This is a genomic window from Pseudonocardia alaniniphila (assembly GCF_022524485.1).
GTDB classification, from domain to species: domain Bacteria; phylum Actinomycetota; class Actinomycetes; order Mycobacteriales; family Pseudonocardiaceae; genus Pseudonocardia; species Pseudonocardia alaniniphila.
On the sequence record NZ_JAKXMK010000059.1, the window covers coordinates 1 to 11718 of the forward strand.

At 70.2% G+C, this 11718-nt stretch carries 10 protein-coding genes; 4 read left to right on the forward strand and 6 right to left on the reverse strand.

All coding sequences use genetic code 11. The features are described from left to right. The first annotated feature begins 864 nt into the window (after positions 1-864). A complete protein-coding gene (locus MMF94_RS41355) occupies positions 865-1806 on the forward strand; it encodes an SDR family NAD(P)-dependent oxidoreductase (protein WP_241042973.1) in 942 nt (313 codons plus the stop codon). Positions 1807-1865: 59 nt separating this feature from the next. Further along, complete coding sequence (locus MMF94_RS41360) at positions 1866-2786, forward strand: ribonuclease Z (protein WP_241042974.1); 921 nt, start codon at positions 1866-1868, stop codon at positions 2784-2786. Positions 2787-2792: 6 nt separating this feature from the next. On the opposite strand, the gene MMF94_RS41365 is transcribed toward MMF94_RS41360, so the two are convergent. From MMF94_RS41365 to MMF94_RS41385, 5 genes are all read right to left on the reverse strand, one after another. Beyond that, positions 2793-4319, reverse strand: a complete 1527-nt coding sequence (locus tag MMF94_RS41365) for a GMC family oxidoreductase (RefSeq protein ID WP_241042975.1) — start codon at positions 4317-4319, stop codon at positions 2793-2795. A 39-nt stretch (positions 4320-4358) separates the two neighbouring features. Continuing rightward, positions 4359-4910 (reverse strand): hypothetical protein, encoded by a 552-nt coding sequence (locus MMF94_RS41370; RefSeq protein ID WP_241042976.1) that lies wholly within the window; start codon positions 4908-4910, stop codon positions 4359-4361. Positions 4911-5025: 115 nt separating this feature from the next. Beyond that, positions 5026-6315, reverse strand: coding sequence for an ABC transporter substrate-binding protein (locus MMF94_RS41375; RefSeq protein ID WP_241042977.1), 1290 nt, complete (start codon positions 6313-6315; stop codon positions 5026-5028). After that, the gene (locus MMF94_RS41380) at positions 6312-8258 is read right to left on the reverse strand and encodes a vWA domain-containing protein (RefSeq protein WP_241042978.1); all 1947 of its coding nucleotides are present in this window, start codon (positions 8256-8258) and stop codon (positions 6312-6314) included. Before MMF94_RS41380 ends, MMF94_RS41375 begins: the two co-directional genes overlap by 4 nt. A 138-nt stretch (positions 8259-8396) precedes the next feature. Next, positions 8397-8627: a hypothetical protein gene (locus tag MMF94_RS41385; RefSeq protein WP_241042979.1), complete on the reverse strand. Its 231-nt coding sequence runs from the start codon at positions 8625-8627 to the stop codon at positions 8397-8399. A 181-nt stretch (positions 8628-8808) separates the two neighbouring features. Between MMF94_RS41385 and MMF94_RS41390 the strand changes: the two genes are divergently transcribed. Both MMF94_RS41390 and MMF94_RS41395 read left to right on the forward strand, forming a co-directional pair. Next, the gene (locus MMF94_RS41390; protein WP_241042980.1) at positions 8809-9942 is read left to right on the forward strand and encodes a sensor histidine kinase; all 1134 of its coding nucleotides are present in this window, start codon (positions 8809-8811) and stop codon (positions 9940-9942) included. Then, on the forward strand, positions 9930-10625 hold the full coding sequence (locus MMF94_RS41395; RefSeq protein ID WP_241042981.1) for a response regulator: 696 nt from the start codon (positions 9930-9932) through the stop codon (positions 10623-10625). Before MMF94_RS41390 ends, MMF94_RS41395 begins: the two co-directional genes overlap by 13 nt. Positions 10626-10634: 9 nt before the next feature. On the opposite strand, the gene MMF94_RS41400 is transcribed toward MMF94_RS41395, so the two are convergent. Then, positions 10635-11660, reverse strand: a complete 1026-nt coding sequence (locus MMF94_RS41400; RefSeq protein WP_241042982.1) for an arabinan endo-1,5-alpha-L-arabinosidase — start codon at positions 11658-11660, stop codon at positions 10635-10637. Between the last annotated feature and the right edge of the window lie 58 nt (positions 11661-11718).

The following is an 11718-nucleotide window of genomic DNA, read 5'->3' on the forward strand; positions in this document are numbered from 1 at the left end:
CCCGCCTCCACAAACCCCCGCCCCGTCGCCAGACCAACCACACCCGAACCAACAATGAAGATCCTCGACGCCTGCATCTGATGTGCGCCTTTCTGATCGGTACGGCTCGCCGGTCCTCGGGAATATCTATCCCGGCCCGTAAGTGGCTGATTGCGGCGAGCGGTCGTGACGGCGCGTCACAACTGCATTGATCCGAGGCGTCCGAAACTGTCGTGAAAGACCACGTCGGAACGCAGATCAAGGATCAGGTCCGGACCGTGACGTCGGAGGTCGGCCCGAGCGCCTTCTCGGCCGGTTGCAGGTGTGGTGTGATGCACGACACACGTGACAGCACACGGTTCAGCGACCAACCGCCGCTCGGTCGGCGCAATCGTTTCGATTGCTCACCTTTGTTCGATCTTTTGGCCGCCCTGTGGGATGCCGTGCTTCACGGGTGGTGCCGATCTTTTCGTCTCTGTGAGTGCCTGTCGAAGTCTGTTACGGATCGGCGGTCGCCCGATGTGGGCAACCTGGGCGCGCCTTGTTCGATCACCGTCGAGGTCGCTGTGAATATCGCATGCGGCCGATCGTGTTCGCTCATCGTTTCCGATTAGTGCCCTCGACAGTAGCGAAGAATTCATTTCGCGAATGGGTGGATCGACTCGTCGGTCGGGTGGGGTCGAGGGCTGAAAGCCGGAAGCGTCGAGCGCTACCTGTGTGATGCCGCCGTTTCCGCCGGGCGGGGAGGTCCGGCGCGGGTGCTCCACGGGCCGCGACCATGGTGTTGCGATCTGGAGGATCCTCCGGTTACCCTTGAGCGGAGGGTCCTCCGCTTCTTCGTGGAGGGTGCCTCGTCACAGCGTCGAGCCCGACGGGAAGAGGATCATGGTTTCAGCTTCACGCATCGTCACGCCGTTCGGCGCGGAATCGACAGCTGCAGAGGTCGTTGCGGGAATCGACCTGACCGGGCGCCGCGCCATCGTGACGGGAGGGGCGTCCGGGATCGGTGTCGAGACGGCCCGCGCGCTCGCCGGAGCGGGCGCCGAGGTGACCCTCGCGGTGCGCAACACCGAGGCGGGGGACCGCACCGCCGAGGACATCATCGCGACCACCGGCAACAAGCAGGTCCTGGTGGCCCCGCTGGATCTGGCCGACCGGGCTTCGGTCGCGGAGCTCGTCGCAGGCTGGGAGGGGCCGTTGCACATCCTCGTGAACAACGCGGGCGTGATGGGCAACCCCGAGACCCGCACGACCGAGGGCTGGGAGTTGCAGTTCGCGACGAACCACTTCGGCCACTTCGGACTCACCACCGGACTGCACGCGGCGCTTGCCGCGGCCGGCGGAGCGCGCGTCATGTCGCTCACCTCCAGTGCGCACCTGCGGTCCCCGGTCCTCTTCTCCGACATCCACTTCCGGGAGCGGCCCTACGACCCCTGGCTGGCGTACGGGCAGTCGAAGACGGCGAACGTGCTGTTCGCCGTCGAGGCGACGAAGCGCTGGGCCGGCGACGGCATCACGGTCAACGCGGTGATGCCCGGCGGGATCCGGACCAACCTGCAGCGCCACATCTCGGAGCAGGAGCTCGAGGCGGCCGCCCGGAATGCCGGCGGTGACGTCCGGTGGAGGACACCGGAGCAGGGCGCCGCCACGTCCGTTCTGGTCGCGACGGCACCGCTGCTGGACGGGATCGGCGGTCGGTACTTCGAGGACTGCAACGAGCCCGGGCCCCACCAGCCCGGCACCCGTCGTGGCGTTGCGGCTTACGCGCTCGATCCGGAGGCAGCCGAGCGGCTCTGGGAGGTGTCGGTCGCCGCGCTCGCGTCCTGACCTCTGCGCGCACAGCGGATGGGGAGGGGTACATCCGCTGTGCGGGTAGCGTGCGCGAGGTGTCGGGCCGTGAACTCGTCGTGCTGGGCACCGCCAGCCAGGCGCCGACGCGGTTGCGCAACCACAACGGCTACTTCCTGCGCTGGGACGGCGACGGCTTCCTCTTCGATCCCGGCGAGGGCACGCAGCGGCAGATGCTCCTCGCGGGAGTGGCGAGCAGCGCCGTCACCCGGCTCTGCCTCACCCATTTCCACGGCGACCACTGCCTCGGCGTGCCGGGCGTCGTCCAACGGCTCTCGCTCGACCGGGTGGCGCACCCGGTGCGCGCGCACTTCCCGGCGTCCGGGCAGGAGTACTTCGAGCGCCTGCGCCACGCGAGCGTGTTCCACGACGTCGTCGACCTGCGGGAGGAGCCGGTGGACCAGGACGGCGTGGTGTCGGCCACGGCGGACTGGACGTTGGAGGCGCGCCGTCTCGACCACCCCGTGGAGGCGTTCGGCTACCGCCTCGTCGAGCCGGACGGGCGCCGTATGCTGCCGGACCGGCTTGCCCGGTACGGCCTCGCGGGCCCGGACGTGGGCCGCCTCCAGCGCACCGGGCTCATCGAGGTGGGCGGCCGCACGGTGCGGGTGGAGGAGGTCAGCGCACCCCGGCCGGGCCAGCGGTTCGCGTTCGTGATGGACACCCGCATCTGCGACGCGGTCCACGCCCTCGCCGATGGCGTGGACATGCTCGTGATCGAGTCGACGTTCCTCGACGAGGACTCGGCTCTCGCCGACTCCTACGGCCACCTCACCGCCCGGCAGGCAGGTGTGGTGGCCGCAGTCTGTGGGGTGCGTTGCCTCGTGCTCACCCATTTCTCCCAGCGCTACGGCGACCCGGTGCGGTTCCACGCCGAGGCCGCAGCGGTGTACGACGGGGAGATCGTGGTGGCCCAGGACCTCATGCGCGTTCCGTTTCCGGGACGCAGGCCCGCCTGACCGCGGTCAGGACCGGATCAGCTCGACCGCCCGTTCCGCGATGGCGTAGACGGCGGCGTTGGTGTTGGCGGCCACCGGGGAGGGCATCACGGACGCGTCGGCCACGCGCAGCGCCTCGAAGCCGCGCACGCGCAGGTCGGCGTCGAGGACGGCCTCGTCGTCGGTGCCGATGCGGCAGGTCCCGGCGTAGTGGTGGTAGCTGCGCAGGCTCCTGTGGATGTAGCTGCGCAGTTCGTCGTCGCTCTGCACGTCGCTGCCCGGTTGGGCCTCCTCCCCGCGCCACGGGTCGAAGGAGGATGCGGTGCCGAGCTCGCGGGCGGCACGCAGCCCGGCGACCATGGCGTCGACGTCGCGGCCGTCGGAGTAGTAGCGCGGATCGATCAGAGGAGCCGCGTCCGGGGCGGCGTCGGCCAGGCGCACCGTTCCGCGGCTCTTGGGCGCCATGAGGGCGACCACGATGGCGTAGCCCGCGCCGGGTTCGGGGCCGGTCAGTGTGGCGGCGCGCAGCGGCCTGATCGAGGTGAACAGCTGGATGTCGGGCCACGGACTCGCGGAATTGCTGCGCTGGTCGCCCTTGGCCTCGCCGCCGCCGTTGCTCGTGGAGGGCGGGATGGGCTGGGCGGAGTGGTAGACCAGGGTGGTCATGGGGTGGTCGTGGAGGTTGGAGCCCACCCCGGGGACGTCGGCGAACACGTCGATCCCGAACTGACGCAGGTGAGCCTGCGGACCGATCCCGGAGAGCATCAGCAGCTGCGACGTGCCGATCGCCCCAGCGGTGAGGACGACCTCGCCCCCGCTCTGTGCGCTGAGCGTGTGGCCGCCGACGCTGTACTCGACCCCGGTGCAGCGGTTGCCGCTGAACAGGAGGCGGTGCACCAGCGCGTCGGTGACCAGGTCGAGGTTGGGGCGGTCGAGGACCGGGAGGAGGTAGGCGTCGGCGGCGCTCTGCCGTCTGCCGTCGAGGATGGTGAACTCGCTCCATCCGAATCCCTCTTCGAGACCGCTGTTGACGTCCTGCGCGATCGGATGCCCGAGCTCGCGAGCCCCATCGATGGTGGCCACGGAGAGTGGATGGGGCGCGGTGGGGATCCAGGGGCGGAGGGGGCCGTTCTGGCCGCGTACGGCGGGGTCGCGGCCCTCGACGTGCTCGGTGCGCTTGAAGTAGGGCAGCAGGTCGTCGTACCCCCAGCCCTTCGCACCGGCCGTGATCCACGCGTCATGGCTCGCGCGATGGCCCCGCATGAAGGCCATCGCGTTGATCGCCGATGACCCGCCGAGCCCCCGGCCGCGTGGCATCGCCTCGGTCCGGCCGATGCCGTCCAGGACGACGGTGTGGTCGCCCCAGTCCATCGACGAGCCGGTGAGACTGGGCCAGGCCCCGGGTTCGGCCACCGCGGCCAGTGGCTCCCGGCTGCCGGCCTCGAGCAGGAGCACCCGCGTGGCCGCGTCCTCGGACAGCCGCGCGGCGAGCACGCAGCCGGCCGTGCCCGCACCGACGATGACGACGTCGTAAGCCGTAGTCCCAGTCACCATGATCCGACCTTCCCTACCGAATTGCGCCTCCGAGATGCATCAGTTCGTTGGACGAACGGGCGGGTGGAAATGTTCCCGCGTTGATCGATAGAACGCTTCGTGATCATTTTTACCGGCGGATTGCCGATAAAAGTGTGGATTACCCAAAATCGGCGAAAGCGTGCCCTGCAGGTATTCGGCCCCTGTGTCGTCCCGCGGCGGTGGTGAGCTGAACGGGGTGAAATGGAAGCGCACGGTCGCCGATCCCACGGCGATGCCGTCGGTTGCCGGAGCCCCGATGTCGGCACTGTGGCGGGTGGTGGCGATGATCCCTGCGGCGCTGATGGTGTCGAGCTGGGAGAGCAGCCGGGCCAGCGCGACGGGTGCGTCGCCGGGATCCAGCGAGGTCTGGAGCAGGGTGCGGTGCAGGACGTTGATCCAGAGCTCACCACCCGAACCGTTGCCGACCGGGGAAGGGAGCACGATGTCGAGCAGCCAGTACGACGGTTTGCCGGTGAGCTCGGGGGTCTGGTGGGCCTCGATGCCGGCCACCTGGTCAGCGCGCACCAAGCCGTCCCCCCGTGTCTGCAGCCACACGTTGGTCAAGCTCACCGCTGCCTCCTTGTCGGCACGATGACTATAAGCGCCTCCGTGCCGACTACGGCGTCATCCGATGGCCTGCGGTCCTCTGCCGGTTCGTGGCTCCCGCAGCTCGCCGACCAGGACGTTAGTCGTCGGAGGCCGGGGCGAGCCGGCCCTTCAGCGCGCCCACCAGCTGGTCCTGGATGTCGTCGGGGAGGGGTGCGCTCTGGCGGAGAAAGCCGTCGACGGCCGAACGGAACACCTGGCTGAACCGCGCGTAGTGGGGTTGGGCGGGCCGCGGTTTCGCGTGTTCGAGCGCCCGCTCCAAGGTAGGGACGTATTCGTAGCGCTCCCGGACCACCGGGTCGGAGTAGACGACCTTGCGGGTGGCGGGCAGGCCGCCGCGTTCGAAGAGGATCTGCTGGCTGCGCTCGCTGGTGAGGAACTCGATCAGCGCACGTGCGGCACGGGGACGGTCGGTGCCGGCCGCGACGGCGAGGTTCTGGCCACCGAGGACCCCTGAGTCGGAGGGCAGGGGAGCGACGTCGAACGTCACCGGGGGCGCCCCTTCGAGGTCCTCTGTCAGCGTCTTGAACTTCACCGGCCAATTGCGCATGAAAAGCGCCTTGCCCGATCGGAAGAGTTGGGTGCTGCTGTCCTCGTCGAGCGCGGGGACGCCGGTCGGGGCGATCTTCCGGAGGCGGTCGAGACCTTCCGTGACCGCGACGCGATGGTCGTCGATGACGACGTCACCACTTTCGTCCACGACCGAGCCGCCCGCGCCCCCGATGGCTTCCAGCGCATTCACCGTGAGTCCTTCATAATCCGCGAACTGTCCGGCATAGCCGTCCACGTCGTTCCCACTGCGCGCCCGCTGCTCGGCGACGTCGTCCTCGAGGTCCTTCCAGGTCTGCGGCGGGAGGTCGAGGAGATCGGACCGGTAGTACAGGAGACCCACGTCGGTGTTGAACGGAAGCGCCCACAGCTTGCCGTTGTAGCGGCAGGTGGCCAGCGGTCCGGAGAGGAATCCGTCCTCGGGGATGCGGGACTCGTCGAGGCTCTGGATGTATCCGGCGTCGGCGAACTCGGCCGTCCAGGTCACGTCGAGGTTGTAGACGTCGATGTCGCCACGGCCGGACTGGGCCCTGGCCAGCATCTCGCTGCGTTGGGCGTCGGCGAGAGCGGACAGCTCGACGATTCGCGCCCGGCTGTCCGGATGGAGCTCGTTCCACTGGTTGACCAACTCCTGGCGCTGGCCACCCAGACTGTCGTCACGCCCGCTGAGGATCACGATCTCGCCGTTGTCCTCGAGCCTGCCGGGGTCGTCGACGAGAGCGGTGACGGCCGTGGTGAGCAGGACGGCCGCCACGCCGACGACGATCCCGGCGGCCCACCATGCGAGCGGGCGCTCCCAGTGCCGGAAGCGGGCCATCATCGGCCACCCCACAGGCCCGCAGTGGCCGTGCGCAACGTGGTGTCGAGGCTCGCCAGATCGGCGTCGACGCACTCGCCTGCTGTCGCGGTGGTGATCGCGGTCAGACCCGCGTCGGAGCAGCGGATCTCACCGATCGTGACGACGACCAGCCGGACGCCGGTGCCGGCAAGGGCCGAGCTGACCGCATCGGCGCCGACTCCGCTGCTGGTGTCCTCGCCGTCGGTCAGGACGACGACGGCGTCGACCCGGCCCGGATCGTCGGAGGGGAGGGCCGCTGCACCGTCGATCATGCTGCGGAAGAGCGGCGTGTTCCCCGCGGGCCGCACCCCGTTCAACGCCTGCTGTGCGGCGTCACGCCGAGCTCGGTCGGGCGCGCCGAGCGGCACGGCCTGGACGTGGCCGGTGCCCGCTGGGTCGGGGAAGAACCAGAGGCCGAACTCGTCACGAGGACCCATTCCCCCCAGCGCCGCGGAGACGGCGGCGGCCGCGACGGCCGACCTCGTGCCCTCCGGGCCTCTCGTGGCCATCGATCCGGACGTGTCCAGTACGAAGAGCACTCGGCCACGACGCTGGGCTGCGTCGTGCGCCGACAGCGTGCCTTCCCACTCGGCGGGTGGGACCGGGCCCATCGTCGGCACGGCGTCGGTGTCGATTCCGGGTGTCGTGAGGGTGGGCCCCTTCGCGTACGGCCCGAGCGGCCGCAGGCCCGTCCGGACGACCGCCGTCCGCCCGGGCTCGGTGAGCAGCCATGCCCCGAAGTCGGCCGCGGCCTGCCGTTGGGGCGGCTCACTCCACGAGAGCCGGACGAACTGCTGGTCCAGGCCGCGCGTGTCCGACGGGTAGAGCGCGACGAGCTGCTCGGGGTTGTCCGTGCGCGACAGGCATGACGGGCCGAGCGGATCACCCAGGTTGAAGCGCACGACCTGCTGCTCGGACGCGATGACGGCCGCCGACGACCCCAGGAGCCGGTGGCGGCACAGGAGCCCGGGGGTGTCCGTGAGCGGGAAGCCGCCGTTGTCGAGGGACACCGCGATGCGCTGCTCGACCTCGGCCGGGCCGAGCTGGTGCGGCGGGTTCGGCGGGCTGTCCTGACCGCGCGAGCCGTACAGGAGCGCGGTGGCGAGCAGGCCCAGCTCGGTGGAGTTCGGGTCGGCCCGTACGACGTCGACCCCCTGGTCGGCGACCTGCTGGAACGTGTCCGCCCACGTGCCCTGCCGGCTCACGTGCCGGCCGTCCTCGGCCGAGGGCACAGCCAGCACCACCGGCGTGTACGCGAAGGGCGTGGTGCCGGCGATCGCCGTGCCGGGCGGGTCGGGGAGTTCGTGGCTCGTGGTGGCGAGCCAGATGTCGGGCTGCGGCCCGATCTCCCGCAGCACATCGGACCCGTCCAGCCAGCCCGTCCCCATCTGGATCCGCTGCCGGATCTCGTCGGGGGGAGCCTCGTAGACGTAGATCTCCACGGTGGGGCAGTCGTGGTTCTCTGTGGCGGTCCACCGCTCGTAGTCGCCGGCGAGCGAGCGTGCCGTCGTGATGGTCTCGGGGCTCGTGACCATGCGCAGCTGAGTTGGGGGCGAACAGCCGAACACGGCGAGGGAGACGCCGCGGGTGAACTCCCAGGCCGGGGGGATGCCGAACGCCAGCACCAGGGCCAGCACGACGCCCACGGCCACGGCGACGCGCCTGCGCAGCACCCAGCGCAGGATCCGCCTGGGGTGGCCCCGCAGCCGCGCGACCTCGTGCCACCCCGCGTACGTCGTGAGAAACGCCGTGAGCGACGCCCCGCCCACGATCTGGAGCCAGTGCAGGACGGTCTCGGGAGGGTTGGGCGTGATCGCCACGAGCACGATGCCGAGCACCGCGATGACGAACCCCGCCACCCGCCACGGGCCGCCCGGTCGTTGCGCGGGGGGCCCGGGGGCAGGCCGAGCGTCGGGGTCGGTCACGCGCGTGGGCCCCCTCCCGCTACGCCGTTGTACGACCGGGCCGCTTCCCCGCGATGGCCGATCAGTCACACACCGTACGCACTCTGTCCAAGAGGGACGATTCCTGTCCCGATCGATGCCGATCAGGTGCCGTCAGCGTCATGCCTTGTGCACCTGGCTCGCGGCGACCAGGACGACGGCCCCGACCACCGCCACGACCAGGTTCGCGAAGAGCTCGTACCCCGCCAGTGCGTCGATCCGCGGGATCACGAACCGGTTGAACACGTTGAGGAACAGACCCATGATCGGCTGATATGCCAGGTGGTCGATGCATCCGCTGATGCCCGCAGCGAGCAGGAAGAGCCCGATCAACTGGAAGGGTGTCCGCATGCCGGCGACGCTAGGGATCAGCCGCCCGCTCGCGGATCGATCGCCGGGAGCCGCCGGGCCGACCGAGGTCGCAGCCCCCACCGTCCGGCTCCGACCGAAGTATCGGATCTGCTGACGGAGGTACCGGCGGCGCCGACGAGGAGCCTCCTGACCATCGACCCGCCGTACGCTTCGGCGCAAGATGACCGATTCCCTCCCGCTGGATCCGGCACGCACACGCCGCGACTGGGCCGTCGACAGCTGCCTGTTCTTGTTGGCAGTGGGCCTCGGTGTGTTCACCGCGGCCGATCGCATGCGGTTGGGCCTCGCCGGGCCGGAGTGGTTCTTCGACGTCGAGCAGGTCGTCGGGGCGCTCGGGTGCGCCGCCATCTGGTTGCGCCGCCGCTGGCCGGTGGCGTTCGCCGTGGCGCTGGTGGCGTTGTCGGCGGTGTTCGAGCTCGTCGCGGGAGCGATGTTGGTGGGCCTGTTCACCGTGGCGGTGCACCGGGCTCCGCGCACCTCGATCACCGTCTTCGGGCTGAGCCTGATCACCGCGCTCGCCTACGTCCTGCTGCGCATCGAGTCGGGCGACGACCGCGGCCTGTTGCTGATGCTCGGGGTCGCATTTCAGGGCGTCGCCACCGGCTGGGGGCTCGTCATCCATCACCACCGCCAGCTCGTGGCGCGTGCGGGGGCCGAGGCACGGCTGCTCGCCGAACAGGCTCAGCACCACGCCCGTGAGGCGGTCGCGCGGGAGATGCACGACGTGCTCGGTCACCGGCTCTCCCTGCTGAGCGTGTACGCCGGAGCGCTCGAATACCGTCCGGGCGCGCCGCCGGAGGAGGTCGCAGGCGCGGCTAAGGTGATCCGCGAGAGCGCCCACCAGGCGCTGCAGGACCTGCGTGCGGTCATCGGCGTCCTCCGCGCCCCGGTCGGTGAGCTGCCTCAACCCGGTCTGGCCGACGTCCAGGAGCTCGTCGACGAGTCGAGCCGGGCCGGGATGCGGATCGAGCTCAGCGCGCCGTTGCCGCAGTCCGTTCCCGACACGACGGGGCGCACGACCTACCGCGTGGTGCAGGAAGCCCTGACCAACGCCCGCAAGCACGCGCCGGGTGCGGAGGTGCGCGTCCTCGTGGCGGGGGCACGCGGCGAGGGGCTCACCGTCGAGGTGTGCAACACGGCTCCCGGTTCGGCGCCTGCCGCGGGCGGCGGAGCGGCCGGGCAGGGCCTGGCCGGCCTGGCCGAGCGCGTCAGACTCGCCGGCGGGCACCTCGTGCACGGTCCCACCGCGACGGGCGGATGGCGGGTCGAGGCCCGGCTACCGTGGCCGCCGTGACAGCAGGTGGGCCGCTCCCGGTCGGCGTACTCGTCGTCGACGACGATCCGCTGGTCAGGGCCGGGCTCACGATGATGCTCCGCGGCGCCCCGGACATCCACGTGCTCGCCGAGGCCGGCGACGGCACCGAGGTGCTCGGCCTGATCGACAGGCATGCGCCCGACGTGATCCTCATGGACATCCGCATGCCCACAATGGACGGTCTCACCGCCACAGAGGCCGTCCGCGCGCGCGGCGACGCCCCCGAGGTCCTCGTGCTGACCACCTTCAACACCGATGGCCACGTGCTGCGTGCCCTGCGCGCCGGTGCCGCGGGGTTCCTGCTCAAGGACACCCCGCCCGAGGAGATCGTGGAGGCCGTGCGGCGCGTGGCGCGTGGACACCCGGTCCTCTCGCCGGACGTGACCCGCCGCCTCATCGCGCACGTGACGGACTCGGATCGCGACCGCAGGCGCGAGCACGCCCGAGATCGGCTCGCTCTGCTGAACCACCGCGAGCGCGACGTCGCGGTGGCGGTGGCGGAGGGCAGATCGAACGCCGACATCGGGGCCGTGCTCCACCTCGCGGTGCCCACGGTCAAGACGCACGTGTCGAGCATTCTCACCAAGCTCGACCTCAACAACCGCGTTCAGATCGCCCTGCTGGTCCACGACGCCGGTGACGCCCGGGACGGAGACGTCTGAGAACGCCGGTCATTGCCTGGCGTCGCTGATCTCGGGCCAGCCGTCCGCGCTCCACGACAGTTGCTGCAGGGCCAGATGGGGTTTCCCACCGTCGGCGCGGTCGTAGTAGTGGTAGGCGAGGATGCCGTCCGACACCGACTCGCCGCCCGGCCCGACCTGGTTGCCGGAGGTGGCGAGGAAGGTGCTGCCACCCCCGTCGAGCAGGCTCTTTCCGTCGCGATCGAGGTACGGGCCGGTGACGAGGCGGGAGCGGCCGATGACGATCCGGTAGGTGCTGTCCACGCCACGGCAGCACGCATCCCATGACGTGAAGAGGTAGTACCACCCTGCCCGGTGCACGATGTAGGCCGCTTCGATGGCGTACGGCGGTTCCTGCCGGCTGGCCAGATGCAGCGGTTCACCCGCGTCCGCGGCCACGTGGCCCGACGGCCAGTCGAGCGGCAGCATGCGGATCCCGCTCCAGTAGGAGCCGAACGCCATGTACGGCCGTCCCCGGCCGTCCTCGATGATCGCCGGATCGAGCGCGTTGTAGTCGTCCGACGACCCGGAGCGCAGGATCTGGCCTTGGTCCACCCATTTGTAGGCGGCATTGTTCGGGTCGAGCGTGGTGTTGGTGGCCAGTGCGATCAGCGAGTCGTTGGTGCCGAACTTGGACGCGACATAGTAGAGGTAATAGGTGCCCCGATAATGGTAGATCTCGGGCGCCCACAGGTTGTTCACGCCGGGGATCTCCTTCTTGATCCACGACGGGATGGAATCCCAGACGGTGCCGGCGAAAGCCCAGTCCTGGCCATCGGGAGAGCTGCGGATCTGGATCGTTCCGTGGCCTACCGATGGGTCGCCCGTGGAAAACACGTACCAATTCTGGCCGGGCCCGCCCGCCACGAGCGCAGGGTCATGGGTGTCGAGGTCGCCCGTGAGTCCCGAGGAGGGGGAGCTGGAGTCGGGCACGCCGGCCGCTGCCGACGGCGCCGTGACCGCTGCCAGGGACACGAACGCGGCTGCAGCGACGGTCAGGAGGCGTGCGAGTCGCACGGGCATCATCCATTCGGGAGGGGAACGTGGCTCCTCGGGGGAACGCCAGCGTAGGTGT

Coding starts and splice junctions, on each gene's coding strand:
- MMF94_RS41385 (WP_241042979.1), bottom strand. CDS start 8,627: ATGCGGACACCCTTCCAGTTGATCGGGCTCTTCCTGCTCGCTGCGGGC.
- MMF94_RS41375 (WP_241042977.1), bottom strand. CDS start 6,315: ATGATGGCCCGCTTCCGGCACTGGGAGCGCCCGCTCGCATGGTGGGCC.
- MMF94_RS41390 (WP_241042980.1), top strand. CDS start 8,809: ATGACCGATTCCCTCCCGCTGGATCCGGCACGCACACGCCGCGACTGG.
- MMF94_RS41355 (WP_241042973.1), top strand. CDS start 865: ATGGTTTCAGCTTCACGCATCGTCACGCCGTTCGGCGCGGAATCGACA.
- MMF94_RS41365 (WP_241042975.1), bottom strand. CDS start 4,319: ATGGTGACTGGGACTACGGCTTACGACGTCGTCATCGTCGGTGCGGGC.